This is a genomic window from candidate division WOR-3 bacterium (genome assembly GCA_016926475.1).
GTDB lineage: Bacteria > SDB-A > SDB-A > SDB-A > SDB-A > JAFGIG01.
The window spans coordinates 37656-58012 of record JAFGON010000071.1 but is presented as its reverse complement, the minus strand read 5'-3'; the positions used below and the strand labels follow the sequence as shown (position 1 = coordinate 58012).

Here is a 20357-nt window from a genome sequence, read left to right as displayed (position 1 = left end):
CCCATACGTAGAGTTTAAAAAAAGAATGCTAGAGATCGAGCTGAAAGCCGCGGAAAAATATCAACATCAATAAAAAGGATTATACCTGACTGAGTACATTGTCGAAACAGAAGATTTGAGTTTCTCTTACGGGAGAGTCGCAGCTCTCGACGGAGTAACTTTGAAACTCGAAAAAGGAATATACGGGCTTTTGGGGCCAAACGGCGCCGGAAAAACCACTCTTATGAAGATAATACTTGGTTTTTTAAACCCAAAAAAGGGAACCGCGAGAGTTTTGGGTCAAGACATTAAGAACAACGCTAAGATTTTGAAGAGAAAAATCGGATATATGCCTGAGAGCGAATGTCTTCTTCCAGAAGTGGACGGCATCACTCTGGTCGAATACCTCGGAGAGCTGAGCGGGATGCCGAGGGTCGAATCAATGAAAAGAGCGCATGAGGTACTTTTTTACGCTGGTCTTGAGGAACAGAGATACAGAAGAGTACAGACTTATTCAACAGGCATGAAACAAAAAATCAAATTAGCCCAGGCCATTGTACACGATCCGGAACTTCTTTTCTTGGATGAACCTACAGCGGGTCTGGACCCAAGAGGCAGGAAAGAGATGCTAGACCTCATCAATGACATATCTAAGAATCACGACATGAGCATAATTCTTTCAACCCACATTCTTCCAGACATTGAATACACATGCGGAAAGGCAGTGATAATAGACAAAGGCAAAATTATCTCGGTTGAACCTACAATTGCCATGGCGGAAAAAAGCCGGGATGCGGTCGAAATAAAAGTCGATGGAGACGAAACAGTCTATTGCCGGATTCTCGAAGAAAAGGGCTTGAAATTTGAAAGGACTGAGAATAAATGTCTTAAAGTGATGGTGCCTTCAGATTTTGACAAAAAAAACTTTTTCCGTTACGCGATTGAAGCAAAAACCGGAATAGTGAGATATTCCCGAATCAAATCCTCTCTTAGCGACAGATTCATCAGAGCTGTAGGCAAGCAGGAACAATGATAATCAGGCGGCGTGGATATTTCAGGTGGAATGGAGAGCTAAAGAGGGCATCTCTGCCTTGGATTCCGATATGGAGAGAAGGTATTTACCATGCTTTTTCAAAAAAATTATTGAAAGCGACGCTGATTATGTCCGCGCTCCAACTCGGTTTTTTCGTCATAGCCGTCTATATTACTTCCAAACCCGAACTTAGTTTTATCGAAGAAAACATAGAAGCTCTGTCCTCAATAACGAGCATACTGAGAACCTTTTACGTCAACGGATATTTGATTTTCACTCTTCTTTTGCTAAGCCTTGCCGCTGGATCGGAGTTGATAGCTGGTGATTTGAAAACAAACGCTGTTGCGCTATACTTTTCCAGACCGCTCGGCAAATGGGATTACATCGCCGGAAAAATGTCCATAATAGGTTTTTACATGCTCTGTGTGACGCTTCTGCCGGGTCTGATTCTTATTCTGTTGAAGGCGATGTTCTCGCCGACTTTCACTATGAGCATGTTATCTCTCTTTTCATGCGTGGCGTTCTCAATCATTGTGTCGCTTTTCTTTTCTTCTTTGACCCTTCTCGTCTCGAGTTTAACCGACAACGGCAGGTTTGTCGGAGTGATAATTTTTGTGTTGTATTTTCTGGGGCTTGCTGTTTACGGAGCGCTCAACGGTATTTTCAAAAGCGAAATATTTAGCTTTTTATCCATTTATGAGCTTGTTAAGAGAACCGGAAACTTGCTGTTCGGTAGAGAAAACGGGTTCAGCTATTTCGACCTTTTCGCTTTTTTCAACATACTCTTTCAGTCTTTTTTCTTTATATTTCTCCTGTATTCTCAGGTATCAAAAATGGAAAAAAAGTAGATGTCAGAGATAATCGAGTTGAAAGAAGTGTCAAAATGGTATGGTAAAGTTTTAGGTGTCAGCGACATATCTATTGAAATAGAAGAAGGTGTCATAGGCCTTTTGGGTCCAAACGGTGCCGGCAAATCTACTTTTTTGAAACTTGTTTCGGGCCAGATAAAGCCAAACATCGGAGAGGTTAAAATTTTTGGCTCTGACGTATTTTCAGATGACAGAGTATTCAGAAAAATAGGTTTTTGTCCTGAATACGATTCTTATTTCAAGAACATGTCTGGATTTGAATTTGTTTTCAACCTTCTCAGGCTTCACGGGTTTTCAGTTGAAGATTCAAGAAAAAAATCGGAAGAAGCGCTTTCGAGGCTTGGCCTGCTTGAAGTATCATCAAGGATGATAAAGACATACAGCATGGGGATGAGGCAGAGGATCAGGATAGTTCAAAGTTTCGCCCATGACCCAGACCTGCTATTGCTCGATGAACCGTTAAACGGAGTGGATCCGATATGGAGAATTGAAGTCATGAAGATAATAAAAGAATTCTCCCAAAGAGGTAAAACCGTAGTAGTCTCATCGCATGTGCTTCCGGAAATACAGATGATGACAGACGAGATAATCCTAATTCACCAGGGAAAAGTTTTCGCCCAGGGCAACATTCACGATGTCAGAGAATTAATAGATTCTAAACCTCACATCGTGAGAATAAAGCTTAAAGAACCTAAAAAACTCGCACGCTTCCTGCTCGAGCAGGATATAGTTCTCGGAATCGATTTGGCGGAGGAAGAATTAACTGTTAAAACCAGAAAAAGAGCAGTTTTTACAGCCCTTCTTTCGGGAATTATCACCGAAAACAATATTGATATAGATGAAATTGAAGCCGCCGACGACAACTTGCAGTCAGTTTTCGATTATCTGGTGGCTTGATGGAAAAACTCTATTATTTCAAGGCGATTTACAAAATGTTTCTGGCCCCCGGTTTTAGACGGACCAGGACCAGAGTGTTCATCCTGCTTAACGTTTTCCCTCTTATGATAGTCGTCGCGGTTAAAATATATTCTCTTTTTCAGGGACAAGCGCTGACCTACGAATTGTCTTTTTTCAAAGGTTTTGCCTATCTTTTTTATGTCAGCTTTTACAGCCCGGTCGTTGCGGTTTTCTTTGGAAGCTCACTTATCAGGGAAGATATCGAAGACAAGACACTCGTCTTTCTCACATCAAGGCCAGTTCCGAAAAAAGACATATTTATGGGAAAATTCTTTTCTCTTTTGACGATTGTTTTATTTTCTGTCATACCGGGTTATATCCTGTGTTTTCTGACCATGTTTTTCAATCATCTTTTAAACGCAGGTGTCCTTTTGATTTTTTTTAATTTCACTTTGGGCATATCGTTGGCTCTGTTGGCTTATTTTGCCGTTTTTTCTCTGTTGTCTCTTTTGGCTTCCAAGTCGACAGCGATTGGGCTTGTTTTTATTTTCGGCTGGGAGGGGATCGTTCAGTTTATTCCAGGTATGACGCAGAAACTTACGATTATCTATCATGTCAGGTCAATTCTTCCTTCTCTCGGCAATGGGGGAGGAGGCGGTCTTTTCAGTAATCCCATTACGAGGGAAAATCCCGTCACCGCCTTTTTTGTGATTTCGCTTGTCGTCCTTTTTTCTATCGCGTCTTCAATTATCATTTTGGGCAGAAAAAGATATGTTCTGTAATTTTTGAAAATCATTGACAAGACAATGATCTGTATTTACATTTAAAATCAATTCGGGGGTGTAGCTCAGTTGGCTAGAGCGCCTGCCTTGCACGCAGGAGGTCTCCGGTTCGAATCCGGTCACCTCCATATTTTTTTACTTAAATTGAAAAATGCTTATACCAGAAAGAATGGGCTCTTGAAGGTGTAAACTGATGGTCTCAGGATATAAAAAGATTTCATTCCGGATTCAGAAACACCAAAACATTTATCTAGCAACGAGAGCCAACTGTTTTTAAGGTATAAGATTTTTTTATGAACATCTTTCGCCGAAAAATTTGGAAATTTTATTCAGAGTCGTATTCTTCCTTTGAAAAACCTGAATATTTCAAAAAGAAAAACAACCCCAGGTTCAAACCAAAAACGAGAACAGCGATCATAATATAAATGAGATTTTTCCCGACTGTCATTTGGTAGAAAAGAGTGGAAGTAGACCATGCTATTGAGGTCAAGTAAACCGCGCTGGCTACGGCTAAAATCCAGCCACTCTCCCTGATCATGACTCCAAATGAAGAAAGGCAGGGAAAATATAAAAGGATAAAAAGCAAATAGGCATAAGCCTGAAAGCCTCCTTTGCTGAAGAAAGAACTCATAAGACCGAATATCTTGTTTTCACTCGCGACTGTTTCTGTTGCTTCTTGGTAACCGAATAACTTTAAAAAGGGGTGCAAAACTTCGGACAAATTTTCGGGTATAGAGGTAAAGGCTCCTTTAATTTTCTCCAAATAACTTTCTTCTTCCTGAATACCTTCACTTTCAGCGGCTTTTATTTGGGCGTAAAGAGAGTTTAAAGTTCCGATGACTGACTCTTTTGCGAAAACCCCCATAAGAAGACCGACCGTAGCAGGCCAATTTTCCTTTTCTATCCCTATTGGGTGGAAAAGAGGTGTTATGGTTTTACCCATGAAAGTCAGTAAGGATTTGTCACTGTTTTCGTTACCGAAAGATCCATCTGTTCCAAATGAATTGATAACCGTCAGTATCGCAACCGCGATGACTATGACTTGTCCAGCTTTTAGTAAAAATGATTTTAGCCTCATCCATGTGTGGAACAATATGTGTTTTGGGCGCGGAGCGTGGTAAATGGGGAGTTCCATGACAAAATAGGAATGATGATGTCTGAAAAGAGTTGACTTCATCATAAGACCTGTGATGATGGCGAAAAATACGCCTACTGAATAAAGAGATATCACAATTAAAGCACTGTTTTTCGGGAAAAAAGCTGCGGTGAAGAGAGCGTATACAGGCATTTTAGCACCGCAGGACATCAGAGGGGCTATGAAAATAGTCATCAATCGGTCTCTTCTATTTTCAAGTGTTCTCGTGGCGAGAATCGCAGGAACCGTGCATCCGAAGCCTACAAGCAAAGGGACGAAAGCTTTACCCGGCAAGCCAATCTTGCTCATGTACTTATCCATGATGAAAGCGACTCTCGCCATGTATCCGCTGTCTTCGAGTACTGCGAACATGATATACATAAAAAAAAGTATAGGAGTGAATGTTATGACTGTCTGAATTCCCCCGCCTACTCCATTGGCTAAAATTATCTTGAGGAAAGTTGGTGAGTTCAATTTTTCAAGCAGAAATCCGAGGCCATCGATGAAAATCACACCCGAAATCATTTCAAAAAAATCCGTGAAAGTCCCGCCCAAAGTTATCGTTGCCCAAAAAATCGCATACATTACGATAAGGAAAATTGGTAATTTGAGGTATCTGTTCAATACTACTTTGTCGATTTTTTCTGTATAGGATTCCCTGGCCGCTTGTTTTGTGATTATTCTCTGGCATATTCCGTGAATAAATCCGTATCTGTGATCAGCAAAAATGATCTCAATTGAATCACCTAGCATGTTTTCAATTTTCTTTTTTGAACTTCCGATTTCACTTTCAGTGAAGACACCATTTTCGACGAGTTTTGACGAAACCCAACGGTCTTCTTCGAGAAGTTTTATGCAAAGCCATCTGCTTTCTAAACCTGAGGCAAGCGCATATGAAGAAGTTTTCTCCTGGCAAGCGTGTATTTCGGCTTCGATTTCGTTGGCGTATTCAAAGTGTGCCCTCGGGGAAATATTTTTTCCGGCGTTTTCAACGAGAATTTTTTTTAGATTGCTTACGTCGTTTTTTCTCAGAGCACTCATGCCAACGACCGGAACTGACAATTGCCGTGAAAGCTCTTCTAAATCCAGTTGAATTCTTGAGCGTTCGGCTATATCGATCATGTTTACGGCGAGAATCAGAGGGGCGTTCATTTCGAGTAGTTGTACGGTGAGGTAAAGGCTTCTCTCGAGGTTGGATCCGTCTAGAATGTTTAGTATAATCGAAGGTTCGCCGCTTAAAATAAAATCTCTCGCGACCTTTTCGTCTTCTGATATAGCCGAAAGTGAATAGGTGCCAGGTAAATCGACTATAGACAAATCATAGTCTTCTGACCCGATTTTAGAGTCGGGTTTTAACTTGCCTTCCCTTTTTTCAACTGTCACTCCCGGCCAATTTCCGGTTTTCACGTTTCCGCCGGTTAGTGAATTAAAAACAGTGGTCTTGCCGCAATTCGGAGTGCCTATGAGAGCTACTGTTATTTTTCGAGATTTCAAATCTACCCCAGGGGCGATTCAGGGTTCTACAACGAAAATTTTATTCATCATTCCGCCGCCAATAATAATCCTTGAATCCCCTATTTTCATGAGGCATGGACCGTTTCTGCTTTTGTGTGAAATGACTATTTCTTTGCCTGGTATTATTCCCATGCTGATGCACTTTTCTTTGAAGACTCCGCCTCCCTTAAGTTCGCATATTATTAAATTTTCTCCTGATTTTGCAAGCGAAAGGGGTATGGATTTTCCTTTTTCGATTTTCATCAGGTCTCCATAAAAGTGAGGGTGTTAAATCTTTTCAAAATCATGTCTTAACTTTTTTGGAAATTCATATTTTTTATACAATCAATGAAGTCGGAGAGTTTTTTGAGTGTTTCTGCGCTGATGTTGTGCTCTATCTTGCAAGCTTCTACAGCGGCGATGTCTTTCGGGACATCCAAATATTCGCTTAAAAAATTGAAAAGTACATTGTGCTTTTGCAGTATTTTTTCAGCTAGTTTTTCACCTCTTTCCGTCAGTTGTATATCTCCGTATTTTTCATGCTTCAGCAATTTCATCGCTTTGAGCTTTTTTACAGCTGAATTTACAGACGGTTTTCTTACGTTTAGATACAAACTCACGTCGGTGACGCGTACTCTTTTTTGTTTGTTGGCGATATCGAGAATCGCTTCAAGATAGTCTTCCATATGGGAAGAAAGATATTTCTTTGTTTTTTTGTTCATGTTAGTTTTATCTAACAAAGAAAAACGTTTTTGTCAAGAGGTTTTTTTAAAAAGGGAATCAAATAATGCTTTAGATCATTGTTTTCTGAGTTCCACCGAAAATATTTCTATGGATTTTGTCTTCCCTCGCAGGACCTTTTCGTCCACAGGATAAAAAACGTATTCTTTTTCCATAGTCATTATTTCTAATACGTCCCTGGAAGTCAGAATTGGTTTACCTAGTTCTTTGCAGAGTTCTGTTAACCTTGAAGTAGTATTGATCGCATCGCCTATGTGGGATATTTCTTTTTTGACCAGTCCAATTTCACCGGTGACTACGTTTCCAACGTGCAAGCCGGCTTTGAATGATGGTACAGTCCCGTATTTGTAGAGGTATTTTTTACTTTTCTTGGTTATAGCCTCTCTCATCATAAAAAAACATCTCAAGGGAGCCGAACGGATACAGCCCTTTTTCAAACTCCAAGTTATTATAGCTTCATCTCCGACATACTTGTAAATTTGTCCGCCGGTAAGACTGACAGGAGTTGCTAAATCGTGAAAAAAATCGTTGAGTAACATAAGATATTTTTTATGGCCTAGCTTTTCTGCGAGCGAGGTGGAAGAAGTTAAATCGAGGAACATGAAAAATAGTTCTTCTTCAAACGGCTGGTTGAATCTACCCGCGATGATTTTCAAGAAAATATTCTTGCCTAAAAGGGTGTCGAATAGTTCGTAAGCGTCGATAATCAGACTGAGGACCAAGCCGAATACCAGACCTATTAATATTTTATCGTAGGAAGAATCTATTAAATTGAAAAAACTCACTATCCCGATTCTGAAACTACTGAGGACTTCAAAGGACAGGAAAATTGATAAAAATATGATCGTTACTCTTGCTATTGAATTTAGAAGAAGAGAAAGCAAAATATGATCCTGACGCAGTCGTTTCATGAGGAAATCCGAAATGAAAAAAGTGTAGAGGTAAGCTTGAATGCCAATTATCAAACCGAGTAAAAAACTCTGCCATCTTATGTTCAAGAAAAGAAAAGTGAAAATTCCGAAAATGATTCCGGATGTAAAAGTTCCCAGTGTGATTTTTACGGTTTTGTCTTTTTGCAGAACGCTCATTGCAAATATAATATTGAGTGTATAGAATGAAGTCAAAAGGATAATCGGCATTGTCGCGCCTCACGGGAGGTTAAAATGAATATTAAGTGGCTTGGGCATTCATGCTTTATGATCACTTCAAAAAGCGGTTTGAGAATACTTACAGATCCTTATAAATCAGGCGGCTGCGGTGGTTCCGTAGGCTATGGGAAGATTGACGAAGAAGCCGATATAGTCGTTGTAAGCCATTCGCATTCGGACCACAACAGCGTGGAATCGGTACCGGGAAATTTCATTGTCGTCAAAGAGACAGGGATTAAAAAAGTTAAAGGGATCAGGATAAAAGGGGTAAAAACTTTTCATGACGACAAAGGCGGATCCGAGAGGGGAGAAAACATAGTATTCGTAATAGAGATCGATGGTTTGAAGGTGTGTCATCTCGGTGATCTTGGAGAAGTTTTGGACGGTGCAAAGAGGGAAGAAATTGGAAGAGTAGATATTCTTTTGACGCCCGTCGGGGGTCATTACACCATAGATGCCAATCAGGCGGATGAAATTGCGGAAAAACTCGAATGCAAAATCGTGATTCCTATGCATTATAAAACCGAAGTTCTCGATTTTCCCATTTCTTCAGTTGGAGAATTTCTCAAAAATAAAAACAATGTCGAAATTATTGATTCTTGTGAAGTCGAAATCGGAGGTTTGCCCGAGGAGACAAAGGTTTTGGTTCTGAAACACAAACTCTGAGAGGAGACGGAATACCAAGTGGAACATGAATTTGAAAAGATTTCATCTGATGTAACCTGTCTTGTCCAGTATGTAATACCAGGTTGCCCCACTAACTGCTATATAGTCAGATCCAAAAAGAACAATTACATAATCGACACTGGATTCGGATCTGATAGTTCGGAATTGATCATGAGCAGAATTGACCCCAAAAAACCCATCAAAGTCGTCAACACGCATTATCACTGGGATCATGTCTGGGGTAATTGTTTTTTCAAAGGAAAAGAAATAATTTCCCACAGAAAATCCGCCGAGTTGCAAAAAAAATGTTTTGATGAATTGTTGTCATCCAAGAGGGAATATACGAGAGGAGAAGTCGGGAAATGCTTTCCTAACGTCACGTTCGATGGCGAACTGAACTTTTTAGATGATTCAATCCAAATCTTTTCAACGCCAGGGCACACAGTCGACGGCATCAGCGTTTTCTATAAAAACGAAGGAATTCTTTTTGTTGGCGACAATATTGGAGATGACGCTGAAAACATAGTACCGGAATTGGAGACTGATAGAGCTGAGTTCATCGAGCACTTGAAAAAGTGCCTGGATTTTAAACCAGAAATTGTGTTGTCGGGGCACAACAGACCGCAAAGAGCGGAATTTTTAGAAAAAATTGTTGAAATTCTTAAATGAGAGGTCGCGCCGTAAATCTTGATTATTCGTATTTTAAAAAGACAGCACTTCTATTTCTTTTGTCAGAATTGAACTTTTTTGAAGCATCGCGGTCACTCCGCAGTATTTTGTGAAGGAAAGGTCCACGGCTTTTTCTATTTTGTCAAGAGGAAGGTCTTTTCCCTTAAAAACGTATTTTAAGTTTATTTCGGTGAAAATCTTGGGATGTTCATCCGATTGTTTTGCGCTGCATTCGATTTGCAGTTGGTAATTTTTTACTTGCATTTTTTTTAATATAGAGACCACATCCATGCCAGTACATCCTGAAAGGCTTGCCAACAAAAGGCTTTTCGGCATGGGAGCCTCGTCATGACCTCCAAAATTTTCCACGGTGTCCATCTTAACTGTATGGTGTCCGAGATGAGTTTCGAATTTCATGTCACTTATCCAATTAGTTGTGCACTTCAATTTGCTTTCCTTTCAAATAAAAAACTTATGTCATTTATTTCGCATAAAACCAACGGCATTCTGATTCCAAGAACATCGAGCAATTTTGGAGAAACTTCCCCCAAAAATCCCGAATTTACTCCGTTGAGATAGACACAAGCGCTTCTGCCTGGAATGAAAAAATCGAAATCTTTTTCCAAAAGAGATAATTTCACGGAGAGCATTTCGCAAATGGTGTCAATAACAGAATATATATCAGAAAAATTTGTCTCGGGTCCTGCTATCAAGTAGGCTATTGAAAACACAGTGTCCGTTTTAAGAGCTTCTTGTCCGAAAACCTTTCTCACGATTTCTCCTGTTTCAAAGATATGGTGAGGATACAAGGATTTGCTGTTTTTTGATTCTGCGGTGAGGAGTCCTGGAAAAAGAAAATCCCGAAGACATGAAAACATTGAAGTCATGGGGTTTGCGATTTCGATTGGGTCGCTGTGCTTTCCGGCGCAAGTCTTCATCGTCTCCTTCGAAGTCAGTATATTACCCATATATTCTAAAAACCCCATACCAATTGATATCTGACGAACAGTGTCCACCCGTTCCTGCTGTGGACTCAAGCCTCCTTTGGTGTAGCTTTCGGGCATCTGAGGTTCGAAATCGTTGTAATCCGAAGCTATAGCGATGTCTTCAATAATGTCCACTTCGTGCATTATGTCCCTTCTGTAAAAAGGAACTGTCACAATAAGTTCTTTGTCGAAAGTACCTTTTTTGGATTTTAGACCCATCTTTCTCAGGTTAGACGAAATTTTTTCTATTCCGAATTCGCTTCCGAGAAGATTATTCACTTGAGGTATGTTTAGGTAGAACTCTTCAGTTTCGTCCGTGGGAAAAGTATAAATTTGATTGTCGGGGTACAGCGACCTCATCCTTGTGATTTGTCCTCCTCTGTCGCTGAGGTTCATGGCGAAAATGTTCAGAACGAGTCGAACTGCCGAAAGATCGTTTCCCGTGGCTTCAACCGCTAGGTATGTGTCTCCGATTTTCACCTCTCCGGTTCTCCTTGAATTTATGATTGGCGGAAAAGAGAGAATTTCACCCTTTTTATCTACCATCAAAGGCACGCATTTTCTTGCTTCGAGAATATCTCTGTATTCGATTCCTTTTGGGTGCTTCACTAAAATTTCTGCCAGAGTCATTTCTTCTTCGAATCCAAGAGGAGTGAAAGACTCTTCATTGGGTTTTACGCCTTTGTATATTATCGGAAAATCGACAATAGATGCGGGGTAAAGTCCAATGCTGACTATTTTTCTTTTTTTTCCGTAATTTTCCGCCAGTTTTTCCTGTGTCTGAATTAAACTCTTAAGCGTCTTTTCTGTGACGGGAGGCATTTTGCAGAGAAACATACCTATGTATGGTCTGACTCGCTGGACACTTTCCTCGACGATAACGTATTTTTCGTTGTCGTATGGATCCGAAAGGTAAGAATAATCCCTGGCTTTTCCCTCAAGATACTGGTTGATGAGTCTCATGAGGCCTTCTGGGGACCATAGATCAGGTCTGTTTGTGTCTGCAAATTCAAGTGTTATTTCTTCCGTGTCAGCTGAAATGGTCATCTCTGCTTTTGCCAGCCATGACAATTCTTGAATTTTTTCCAAGCTTATGGGTTTTTCTGCCAGAGAGAGAAGCGATTGTTTTTCCGTTACGACCTTTGGCATTATAAAACCACCTTTGCTGAACGTATTTTTTCGAAATCTTGCGTGAACAATTCTCTTATGTCGTTTATCTTTAGGGCGTTCATTGCCATTCTGTCAAGACCGAGACCCCACGCAATCACCGGGCAAGGTATCTCAAGAGAAACCGTGATCTCGGGTCTGAAAATACCAGCTCCACCCAATTCGATCCATCCTAATTGCGGATGTTTAATCATGGCCTCGACGGATGGTTCTGTGAAAGGGAAATATCCGGGGACGAATTTGATCTCTTCTGCGTGAGCGAGGTTTTGCGCGAAATTCGAAAGGAGACCAAGAAGGTGTCTGAAGTTAATATTTTCCTCTAGAACGATTCCCTCTATTTGGAAAAAATCCGGCGCGTGTGTTGCATCGACGCTGTCGTACCTGAAGCATCTGGCTATAGCAAAAAATTTTCCGGGCACGGGAGGTTTTTTTGTCATCTCCCTCGCGCTTATCGCGGTTCCTTGGCTTCTGAGGACAAGTCGCTGGGTTTTTTCAGTGTCAAAATCATAACCCCAACCCCGGGAACCGGACCTGCCTCCGTCTCTGTGAGCGGAAGCAATTTTTTTTAAAATGTTGACTGGTATATCGTTGGCTTTTGAAGGCTCCTTTACTATGTAGATATCGTGTATGTCTCTGGCGGAATGATACTGCGGCATGAAAAGAACATCGTTGTTGAAAAATTCCGATTCTACGATAGGACCTCTCATCTCTGTGAATCCCATCGAAGTCAATTCTTTTCTGACTGTGTCAAGGAATCTGCCGTAAGGGTGAAATCTGCCGGCAAGTTTCGTTCTCGGTTTAATAGAAAAACCGTATTTTCTGAAAAGTTTACCGTCCCATGATCTTTCTCTCAGCATTTCCGGAGTAAGAGCTCCAATTTCTTCGGCGTCTTCAGCTCCTTCAATTGAAGCTCTGGCTTTTTCACCTTCTTCGTTAAGTCGGTAAACGACCGTTTTCATTTCTTTGAGCCTGAATATGGAACCAGAACCTCTTTTTTTTGCGTTCTCTTCGAGTACCTTGAGTTCCATATCTGAAAGGGATTCAAGGTCGAGTTCTTTTTTGAGAGATGTATTCATAAGTTTTTCCAAAATTTCAAGGTATTCGGGGATAGTTTTTCCGGTTGGGCTTATAAAGCCGTCATTTTCCAGGGCGAGTTCATTTTTTTTCAAGAAACCGACAGCTTTTCCAATTTCGGCTTGTCCGTATCCGGTGGTTTCTATCATCTCTTTTATGGTCAGCGGAGAAATTGCAAGTTTGTCTAAAACGAGTCTCATGGGATGACCGTTTTGGGCGTATGTTTTTCCCTCGTCGGTTATCTCCGCTCTTATAGAAACCTTTTCCTCAACTTCTTCGAGCCAATTTTTTGCTTTAAACCAACCGATGATTCCCCTGACGTTTTCCGGGGTCAATCCGGAATTTTGAGGATAGCAGGATACGCTGAAATTGTTGCCCTTTTTAAGGTTTTTTAAAAACTTTATCTCGAGAGGATGGAGAGAATTTTTTTCCATTAAAACGCCTTTCATTCAGTAATTGAGCATAGATTGTAGAGATCTTTCAAGTGTTTTTTGACTTCTCCGACAGTCTTTTCAATCGGCACAGTCGCCACGGTGGAAGAATCCCTTCTTTTTACTTCAACCAAGCCTTTGGCGATGTTTTTTTCTCCAATGGTTATCCTCAGAGGAATACCTATCAAGTCGGCGTCCTTGAATTTAATACCAGCCCTTTCTTCCCTGTCGTCGATGATGTATTCAATCGAATGAGATTTTAGTTCCTCACACAATGAAAAAGCGGTGTTTTTAACTTTTGTGTCGTGTAGATTCAATGGAATGACAATAACTTCAAACGGCGATATGGTCACAGGCCAAATTATGCCGTTTTCATCGTGATTTTGTTCTATTGCAGAAGCCATAATCCGCTCTATGCCAATTCCATAACTTCCCATCACAAATGGTCTTTCTTCCCCTTTTTCGTCGGTAAAATTGGCTTTCATGCTCTTTGAATATTTTGTGCCGAGTTTGAAAATATGACCGACTTCGACAGCGTTTTCTACGTTGAGAATACCTCCGCATTTCAAGCATTTTTCGTCTTTTTTGACCTCTCTCAGGTCTAAATATCCTTTGACTTGAATGTCCCTTTCGATGTCGATGTTGGTGAAGTGGTAGTGAAATTCGTTGGCCCCCGTGCACATCCCAGTCGCTGTCTGCAGTCTTTCGTCGGCGTAAACAGCTACATTTTTTACGCCTATCGGCCCCACATAACCAGCGGGTGCTCCCGTGATTTTCAGAATTTCTTCGGCATGTGCAGGCCTTCCGGCGCCAAGGTGCTTGGCGAGTTTTGCCTCCGACAACTCGTCTTCGCCGCATAGAAGGAGAAAATGAGGTTTTTCTCCCACCATCCAAAGCAAGCTTTTAATCATCCTGTCTTTTTTAAACCCCAAGAAAGCAGAGACTTCATCAACAGACCCCCCCACAGGAGTGTTGACCTTTTCCATGGCCTTTGAAGGATAAGAGATGCTTTCTACTTTTGAAGATGCAACCTCAAGGTTGGCGGAATAATCGCATTTTTCGCAGTAAACTATTCGATCTTCGCCGGATTCGGAAGGTATCATGAATTCTTCTGAATCCGATCCTCCCATCAAGCCACTTGAAGCGGAGACGATTCTAAAATGGAGCCCGCTTTTTGTGAAGATACTCTGGTAAGCTTTTTTATGCGATTCGTATGAAACCGCAAGACCTTCTTCGTCTTTGTCGAAGCTGTATGAATCTTTCATGAGAAACTGCCTCATCCTTAGAACGCCGCTCCTAGGCCTAGGTTCATCCCTGAACTTAGTCTGAATTTGATAAAGGTATTTGGGCAGGTCCCTGTATGACCGGAAGTCTCTCTTGGCGAGTCCTGTTATTATTTCTTCGTGGGTTGGAGCAAGACAAATGTCTCTGTTTTTCCTGTCTTTGAATTTAAACATATCGCTTCCGAAATCTTCCCACCGACCGGTGGCTTGCCAAGTCTCTTTGGAGGCGAGTGAAGGCGCAAGAAGCTCCACTGCTTCAATGGCGTTCATCTCTTCCCTCACGATTCTCATTATTTTAGCTATGGTCTTCAAACCGAGGGGGAGGTAATTGTAGGCGCCGGACAGCTCCTGTCTTATGAATCCGGCTTTCAACAACAGCTTATGGCTAGCCAGAAGAGCGTCTGAAGGCATCTCTTTGGTTGTTGGTATGTAATATTTAGACCAAAACATATCTCCTCCTTTGAAAATGTGATATAACATATTGAGCTTACAAGGACAAGAAAAACCGACCTTACCAAAAAAAGGAGGTGTTATCTTATTGTATATTGCACTCATTGTTTTTTTTGCTTTGCTCCCCGGCAGTTCATTGCGACTAAGGGAAATCACCGTCGAAGATTTCAGGTGTAAAGGGGATTCTGGAGAAAATCCACCTATCGTCTGGAACGGAGAAACTTTTTACGACGGCGATTCGGGAACTCTTCCGAGAAGAGGAATAGACCCGGATCTTCTGGATTTACTCAACGATCTTCAAAACGAGATAAACTCTCAAGTCTTTATAATATCTGGGTACAGGTCGATAAAGCACAACAGGTATATTGCCGCAGACTTGTATAAATATGTAAACGAAAATGGAGATTCAGGTAATCCGCATGAAGTATCAATGACATCTAAACACATAATGGGAGCTGCTGCGGATTTCTATGTCGAAGGCTACGAAGACAGACCGGAAAATGTTTTGGAATCTTTGCTTAAGGTTATAGAAGAAAACGGAGACAGCTCGTATCCAGTAGTATCGAAGGTGGGGCTGAGACCGAGGTCTTCTGGATCAGTTTACAGTTATTACGCTTATCCTTCTTATAAAACCGATATTTGGTGGATACACCCATACGCTGAAAATGAAGGCAGAGATTTAGACTGCAGAGTGTATTCAGGTGTTTATTTTCACATAAACAAAAGAATTCCCTTTGACGAAACCGGATGCGAACCTGTCAGATGAATTTTGCTGTTGAAATATTGTCAATTAGATTTATAATTTATGAATTATGAAGAAGGCCGGTGTAGCTCAGATGGTAGAGCAGCGCATTCGTAATGCGCGGGTAGGCGGTTCGAATCCGCCCATCGGCTTTTTGTGCCTATTGGTGGCGATGATAATTTTCTGCCCCTTGAAAGCCGCAGTCACCCAAGTCGAGTTTGGCCTTATAGACGAATCAGAGTCCGCTAATTCAGACGGATTTGCTTCCCCCGGAGAAAGAGTATCCCTTTTATTTTCAATTCAGGAAGAAAATAAAAAGTTCGACAGCGTGGTCGCAGTTCAGGGAAATTTTTACGTAATTCACTGCTCCCGGTTTGATCCTTCAAGACAGAGGGGCAATATTGAATTGACGTTTAGGCAAAATTTAGCGCCTGATACAGTGATACACGTCTTGATGTCCGCTTACAAAGGCGAAACAAGCGAATCCCTGCTTTTCAAGATTCCAGTGGTATTCAGGATAGACAGTTTAAAAACCGAGGTTTCTGAGAAAAACGCTACTGTCAGGATATTTCACAATCCTTTTGTAAATCAGAGGTTTGGAAGAATCGTCAGGATCAGAAGATTTCCCGACATGTGGGACACTTCCATCTCTTCTTCCTTTTTCGATTCCAATTCAATGATAGTCAGATTCGGAAACATAGGACCAGGATTTTATTCCGCTGAAGTGCTCGTCAATAATTTTGGTAACGCCTTACCGGTTAAGAGTCCTTTGGATTTCTTTTATGTCTCTGACCATGCCGATTATGAGTATGTTTTTTTAACCGATGTCGACGAAAGACCTTCAGGATTGAGAATAGCTACTGAATTATCGAACCTTGTAAATGAATCAAAAGAATTAAAGAACCCAGATGATGGCTTAGGGTTGCATAAAACTGCCATTATTCCTATTTCATACATAACAGAAGAGACATGCAGAGACCTCTGCGAAAATGCTTCGATTGTTTTTGTCAGAACAGGTGAAAACTTTGTCGTTTCCGACGATTTGGCAAAGTACATTTCGGAAATTTACAGAGAAAAACCAGTTGTCCTCTTGGGTTTTTCAGCCCTAAAAGCTTTGTATTCTTCCAACTTCACGAAATATTCGGGTTTTACGCTGAATCCCTCGGAAGTTATGGAATACGATAACATATGTGGAACTTTGTACGGGGAATTGCCATTGGATTTTTATTTTTCAGTCAACAATTTTTCTACCTGTCCCTTTGAAGACACACTTTTGAGAATTTCCAGCATTCCGATTTTGGCAAGATCCGGCAATTTAATGGTATTGTTTCCTCAAAACTTTTCTGGTTCCAATCGCTATTCAGTTATTGTCGACGAATTGATCGAATTCATAAGGTCAGACGCTCAGACCGTGACGAATTCAACTGATTCCCTCCCAGTTCGAATTATGAGCGTGTTTCCAAGTTCACTAGGCGCGACTGGAGCGAAATTTTTTATAGAGGCATTGGTTCCGGGAAACATAAGAATTACCATTAACGATATCACAGGAAGGGAAATGGCGACTGTTTTCGAAGGCCGGCTGGAGGAAGGGCAGCATTGTTTCTCATGGGACGGAAGGGACAGAAACGGGATGGCTCTTCCAATAAGTCTCTATTTTGTCAACGGTGTATTCAATTCAGGTGAAGCTACCATACAGGTTACCCAGAAAATAACTTTGTTTTAATGGAAGAGAGAATTCCACAATGGCTCAAGAGAAAGGCTTTTCTCTCAGAGCTTTCACTTGAAACTTCGAAAATAATCAGTTTGAAAAATTTGAACACTGTCTGCAGAGAGGCAAAATGCCCCAACCGAGAAGAATGCTATTCCAAAAAAACAGCTACTTTCATGATTTTAGGAAGGGTCTGCACCCGGAATTGCGCTTTCTGCGGGGTAGAGTCCGGAACTCCTGGTCCTGTTGACGACAAAGAACCTTTAAGGCTGGCAAAAGCTGCAGAAGAATTGGGACTCGATTATGTAGTGATAACTTCAGTGACGAGAGATGATCTGCCGGACGGTGGGGCGGGAATTTTTTCTGAAGCTATCAATGAGGTGAAAAACAGCGAAAAAAAACCTGGGGTTGAAGTCTTGATACCGGATTTCAAAGGAGATAGAAATTCTCTTTTGAATGTCCTGTCCGCTCGACCAAACGTTTTGAATCACAACATCGAAACAGTTCCTTCTCTCTACAGAAAAATAAGACCTGGGGCTAATTATATCAGATCTCTTGATGTAATACAATATTCAAAGAAGATGGGATTGATAACCAAAACGGGATTGATTGTCGGAATGGGGGAGAGTTTTGCGGAACTGCAAGAAGTGTTCAAAGACATAGTGTCTTCCGGCGCCGATATTTTAACGGTAGGACAATACATGAAGCCCTCGAAAAACAACTTACCCGTTCAGAGATATTTAAGACCCGAAGAGTTTGAGCTGATTGAACAAATGGCTTTAGATGCAGGCTTGAAGGCTGTCTTATCCGGACCACTCGTAAGAAGTTCCTACAGAGCCAAGGAGTATTATGAAAAAATTAGAAATATCTGATTTTGTGTTGTCGAGTTCTATAGCGATTCCATCCGGTCTTTTTGATTTTCTCGAGGAGATTGCACACACAGATTTCAAAAAAGTTGAGATAAGGGTTGAATCAGATCATTGGGATTATGACGATCCTGAAAGCACGGATAGGATAAGGTTTTTATGCAGAAAAAATGCAATCAAAGTCATCTCTCTTCACGCTCCGATGTATGCCCTGATATGCTGTCCGGATGAATATGAAAGAATTAAGGCTCTTAGAGAAGTCGAAAAAGCAGTGGTGATAGCCCACAGACTGTCAGCGAGGTATGTCGTGTTTCACGCTGACACACAGAACGATTATCAAATTGGGGAAAAAGAATGGGCTCTCCAAAAATCACTCGAAGAATTGTCTGATTTTTCTTTCAGGTGGAACGTAGAGCTTCTTATGGAAAATCTTATGAAACCGAGGCTGGCGACGGACCCGCAGGATATTGCAAAGTATTTGAAGCCTTTCGACAATATGGGGGCTTGTCTCGATTTAGGACATTTGAGAATATCGGGCAATAAACTTGATTCACTGCCCAATAATTTCTTATCTAGGGTTAGATCTGTTCATCTAAACGACAATGACGGTTTAAGGGACAGACACTTTCTGCCGGGTATGGGAGATGCGCCAGGACATTCAAAAGGGGAAATCGAAGATTTTTTTAAGTCAGGTTTCGAATGCGTGATAGAAGCTTCTAAGAGCGTTAAGAAAGATCTGAACCTCGGTGAATTACTTCTTTTTGCTGAAGAGAGAATGAGAGATCTTATTGCTTAGCACGAACCTGTCTTTCAGCCTTTCTTTTTCGACAAGGTCCAATTCCTCTTCCGTGATCCCTCCGGGATAGTTGTTCGAAAAGCAGGCGTCGCAGAAATTGGTTTCGCCAATCAGGGATGGATTCACGCCTGAAACACTTTTTCTCAAACCTTCGATTGTCAGGTAGAACAATTGGTCTGCGCCGATAAATTTCCTAACTTCATCAATAGATCTGGCGTTTGCTATTAATTCTCTTTTTGTCTGCATGTCTATTCCATAGACACAAGGATGTCTTATGGGAGGTGAAGTCGACGCGAAAATTATCTCTGAAGCCTGAGCCTCCCTTACCAGAGAAATGATTTTTTTTGAAGTCACTCCCCTTACTATGCTGTCGTCGACTAGAATTATCCTCTTCCCTTTTATTTCCGATTTTATCGGGTTTAGCTTGTGTCTAAGGGAATAATCTCTTTTCATGGAATCGGGCATAATGAAAGTTCGGAGGATATACCTGTTTTTGATAAGGCCCTCTTTGAAAGGTATGTTCATCCTCTCGGCTATTGCCAACGCGGCGGTTCTTGCTGTGTCTGGAACAGGGATCACCGCATCAGCTTCAATTTTCTCCGCGAGCATTTGATTGCCGAGCTCTTTACCCATTCTGTATCTCGCTTCGTAGACAGAAACGCCCTCAATAATAGAATCCGGTCTCGCAAAATAAACCCATTCAAAAACGCAAGGTCTGTATTCTTTCTGATAGATGATTTTCCGAGAAATTTCTCTTGTCAGTTCCGGCACCCACACAGCTTCTCCCGGTTTGACTTCGTCAATAAAATCGTATTCTAAAACGTCAGCCACAACCGTTTCGGAAGCGAAAAGAACATTGCCATTTTTCTTGGCAAAGAAAAGTGGTTTTATGCCGTGAGGGTCTTTAAAAGCAAACATTCCGATATTTGCTATATAGCCTACGACCGAATAACCTCCCTTGACATTTTCCATGACTTCTTTTATGGAATCGAACAAAGCCTGGCTGCTGAATTTAGGTTTTTTTTTGAGACTCTGAGCAAATACGCTTAAAATTATCTCGACATCGGAAGATGTGTTGACGTGAATCCTTGAAAGGTGAAGGTTCTCTTTGAGTTCGTTGTAATTTGCCACGTTGCCGTTGTGAACCATAGCTATTCCATAAGGCGAATTGGTGTAAAGGGGTTGAGCGTCTTCGTTAGATCCCGATCCAATTGTCGGATAGCGGACGTGACCCAGCCCAATTTTTCCCGTCAGTCTGTTGATGTTCTTTTCTTTGAAGACATTTCTGACAAGCCCAATGCCTTTTTTGAGGTGAAACACTTTACCGTCGTAGGTGACCGCCCCCGCGGCGTCCTGTCCTCTGTGTTGGATTGACACGAGAGCGTCAATTATCTGCGAAACGCAGATTTCGTTCGATAGGATACCAACGACTCCGCACATT

Annotated in this window: 19 protein-coding genes and 2 tRNA genes; 12 read left to right on the top strand and 9 right to left on the bottom strand. The window is 41.3% G+C overall.

Features of this window, described 5'->3' with window-relative positions; genetic code table 11:
- Positions 1 to 115: 115 nt before the first annotated feature.
- From JXA84_07120 to JXA84_07100, 5 genes are all read left to right on the top strand, one after another.
- The gene (locus JXA84_07120) at positions 116 to 1012 is read left to right on the top strand and encodes an ABC transporter ATP-binding protein (protein ID MBN1150970.1); all 897 of its coding nucleotides are present in this window, start codon (positions 116 to 118) and stop codon (positions 1010 to 1012) included.
- Positions 1009 to 1860, top strand: a complete 852-nt coding sequence (locus tag JXA84_07115) for a hypothetical protein (protein MBN1150969.1) — start codon at positions 1009 to 1011, stop codon at positions 1858 to 1860. The genes JXA84_07120 and JXA84_07115 overlap by 4 nt, the downstream gene beginning before the upstream one ends.
- Positions 1861 to 2778: an ABC transporter ATP-binding protein gene (locus JXA84_07110; protein MBN1150968.1), complete on the top strand. Its 918-nt coding sequence runs from the start codon at positions 1861 to 1863 to the stop codon at positions 2776 to 2778.
- Positions 2778 to 3560, top strand: a complete 783-nt coding sequence (locus JXA84_07105) for an ABC transporter permease subunit (protein MBN1150967.1) — start codon at positions 2778 to 2780, stop codon at positions 3558 to 3560. Before JXA84_07110 ends, JXA84_07105 begins: the two co-directional genes overlap by 1 nt.
- A 54-nt stretch (positions 3561 to 3614) precedes the next feature.
- A tRNA-Ala gene (locus JXA84_07100) sits at positions 3615 to 3688 on the top strand.
- 197 nt (positions 3689 to 3885) lie between these two features.
- Here the strand turns inward: JXA84_07100 and feoB are convergent.
- The 4 genes from feoB to JXA84_07080 all read right to left on the bottom strand — a co-directional run bounded on the left by feoB (position 3886) and on the right by JXA84_07080 (position 8069).
- Positions 3886 to 6189 (bottom strand): Fe(2+) transporter permease subunit FeoB, encoded by a 2304-nt coding sequence (feoB, locus tag JXA84_07095; GenBank protein ID MBN1150966.1) that lies wholly within the window; start codon positions 6187 to 6189, stop codon positions 3886 to 3888.
- An 18-nt stretch (positions 6190 to 6207) separates the two neighbouring features.
- Positions 6208 to 6453 (bottom strand): ferrous iron transport protein A, encoded by a 246-nt coding sequence (locus JXA84_07090; GenBank protein MBN1150965.1) that lies wholly within the window; start codon positions 6451 to 6453, stop codon positions 6208 to 6210.
- A gap of 47 nt (positions 6454 to 6500) precedes the next feature.
- A complete protein-coding gene (locus JXA84_07085) occupies positions 6501 to 6911 on the bottom strand; it encodes a metal-dependent transcriptional regulator (GenBank protein MBN1150964.1) in 411 nt (136 codons plus the stop codon).
- Positions 6912 to 6986: 75 nt separating this feature from the next.
- A complete protein-coding gene (locus tag JXA84_07080) occupies positions 6987 to 8069 on the bottom strand; it encodes an adenylate/guanylate cyclase domain-containing protein (protein ID MBN1150963.1) in 1083 nt (360 codons plus the stop codon).
- Positions 8070 to 8093: 24 nt separating this feature from the next.
- On the opposite strand from JXA84_07080, the gene JXA84_07075 reads away from it, so the two are divergent.
- Positions 8094 to 8744, top strand: a complete 651-nt coding sequence (locus JXA84_07075) for an MBL fold metallo-hydrolase (protein MBN1150962.1) — start codon at positions 8094 to 8096, stop codon at positions 8742 to 8744.
- 18 nt (positions 8745 to 8762) lie between these two features.
- Positions 8763 to 9413: an MBL fold metallo-hydrolase gene (locus JXA84_07070; protein MBN1150961.1), complete on the top strand. Its 651-nt coding sequence runs from the start codon at positions 8763 to 8765 to the stop codon at positions 9411 to 9413.
- Between the two features lie 33 nt (positions 9414 to 9446).
- Here the strand turns inward: JXA84_07070 and JXA84_07065 are convergent, their stop codons facing one another.
- The 4 genes from JXA84_07065 to JXA84_07050 are packed head-to-tail and all read right to left on the bottom strand — an operon-like array spanning position 9447 to position 14804.
- Positions 9447 to 9830 carry an OsmC family protein gene (locus JXA84_07065; GenBank protein ID MBN1150960.1) on the bottom strand — a complete coding sequence of 128 codons (384 nt, stop codon included), beginning with the start codon at positions 9828 to 9830 and terminating at the stop codon, positions 9447 to 9449.
- Positions 9831 to 9856: 26 nt separating this feature from the next.
- Positions 9857 to 11548 (bottom strand): phenylalanine--tRNA ligase subunit beta, encoded by a 1692-nt coding sequence (pheT, locus tag JXA84_07060; protein ID MBN1150959.1) that lies wholly within the window; start codon positions 11546 to 11548, stop codon positions 9857 to 9859.
- Entirely contained in the window at positions 11548 to 13074 is a 1527-nt protein-coding gene (locus tag JXA84_07055) for a phenylalanine--tRNA ligase subunit alpha (GenBank protein ID MBN1150958.1), read from the bottom strand. The genes pheT and JXA84_07055 overlap by 1 nt, the downstream gene beginning before the upstream one ends.
- Positions 13075 to 13085: 11 nt before the next feature.
- Complete coding sequence (locus JXA84_07050; protein MBN1150957.1) at positions 13086 to 14804, bottom strand: proline--tRNA ligase; 1719 nt, start codon at positions 14802 to 14804, stop codon at positions 13086 to 13088.
- An 88-nt stretch (positions 14805 to 14892) separates the two neighbouring features.
- On the opposite strand from JXA84_07050, the gene JXA84_07045 reads away from it, so the two are divergent.
- The 5 genes from JXA84_07045 (at position 14893) to JXA84_07025 (ending at position 18916) form a co-directional block, all read left to right on the top strand.
- On the top strand, positions 14893 to 15570 hold the full coding sequence (locus tag JXA84_07045; protein MBN1150956.1) for a DUF882 domain-containing protein: 678 nt from the start codon (positions 14893 to 14895) through the stop codon (positions 15568 to 15570).
- Between the two features lie 55 nt (positions 15571 to 15625).
- A tRNA-Thr gene (locus JXA84_07040) sits at positions 15626 to 15698 on the top strand.
- 14 nt (positions 15699 to 15712) lie between these two features.
- On the top strand, positions 15713 to 17269 hold the full coding sequence (locus JXA84_07035) for a hypothetical protein (protein ID MBN1150955.1): 1557 nt from the start codon (positions 15713 to 15715) through the stop codon (positions 17267 to 17269).
- Positions 17269 to 18126 carry a lipoyl synthase gene (gene lipA, locus JXA84_07030; GenBank protein ID MBN1150954.1) on the top strand — a complete coding sequence of 286 codons (858 nt, stop codon included), beginning with the start codon at positions 17269 to 17271 and terminating at the stop codon, positions 18124 to 18126. The genes JXA84_07035 and lipA overlap by 1 nt, the downstream gene beginning before the upstream one ends.
- Positions 18104 to 18916: a sugar phosphate isomerase/epimerase gene (locus JXA84_07025; protein MBN1150953.1), complete on the top strand. Its 813-nt coding sequence runs from the start codon at positions 18104 to 18106 to the stop codon at positions 18914 to 18916. Before lipA ends, JXA84_07025 begins: the two co-directional genes overlap by 23 nt.
- Here JXA84_07025 and purF read toward each other — a convergent pair.
- Positions 18872 to 20356 (bottom strand): amidophosphoribosyltransferase, encoded by a 1485-nt coding sequence (purF, locus tag JXA84_07020; protein MBN1150952.1) that lies wholly within the window; start codon positions 20354 to 20356, stop codon positions 18872 to 18874. The genes JXA84_07025 and purF overlap by 45 nt on opposite strands.
- Position 20357 lies beyond the last annotated feature (1 nt).

Excerpts from the sequence above, each read along its gene's own strand:
- JXA84_07065 (MBN1150960.1), bottom strand. The coding sequence starts at position 9,830 with ATGAAATTCGAAACTCATCTCGGACACCATACAGTTAAGATGGACACC.
- purF (MBN1150952.1), bottom strand. The coding sequence starts at position 20,356 with ATGTGCGGAGTCGTTGGTATCCTATCGAACGAAATCTGCGTTTCGCAG.
- JXA84_07080 (MBN1150963.1), bottom strand. The coding sequence starts at position 8,069 with ATGCCGATTATCCTTTTGACTTCATTCTATACACTCAATATTATATTT.
- pheT (MBN1150959.1), bottom strand. The coding sequence starts at position 11,548 with ATGCCAAAGGTCGTAACGGAAAAACAATCGCTTCTCTCTCTGGCAGAA.
- JXA84_07055 (MBN1150958.1), bottom strand. The coding sequence starts at position 13,074 with ATGGAAAAAAATTCTCTCCATCCTCTCGAGATAAAGTTTTTAAAAAAC.
- lipA (MBN1150954.1), top strand. The coding sequence starts at position 17,269 with ATGGAAGAGAGAATTCCACAATGGCTCAAGAGAAAGGCTTTTCTCTCA.
- JXA84_07025 (MBN1150953.1), top strand. The coding sequence starts at position 18,104 with ATGAAAAAATTAGAAATATCTGATTTTGTGTTGTCGAGTTCTATAGCG.
- JXA84_07050 (MBN1150957.1), bottom strand. The coding sequence starts at position 14,804 with ATGTTTTGGTCTAAATATTACATACCAACAACCAAAGAGATGCCTTCA.
- JXA84_07115 (MBN1150969.1), top strand. The coding sequence starts at position 1,009 with ATGATAATCAGGCGGCGTGGATATTTCAGGTGGAATGGAGAGCTAAAG.
- JXA84_07085 (MBN1150964.1), bottom strand. The coding sequence starts at position 6,911 with ATGAACAAAAAAACAAAGAAATATCTTTCTTCCCATATGGAAGACTAT.
- JXA84_07075 (MBN1150962.1), top strand. The coding sequence starts at position 8,094 with ATGAATATTAAGTGGCTTGGGCATTCATGCTTTATGATCACTTCAAAA.
- JXA84_07090 (MBN1150965.1), bottom strand. The coding sequence starts at position 6,453 with ATGAAAATCGAAAAAGGAAAATCCATACCCCTTTCGCTTGCAAAATCA.
- JXA84_07110 (MBN1150968.1), top strand. The coding sequence starts at position 1,861 with ATGTCAGAGATAATCGAGTTGAAAGAAGTGTCAAAATGGTATGGTAAA.
- JXA84_07105 (MBN1150967.1), top strand. The coding sequence starts at position 2,778 with ATGGAAAAACTCTATTATTTCAAGGCGATTTACAAAATGTTTCTGGCC.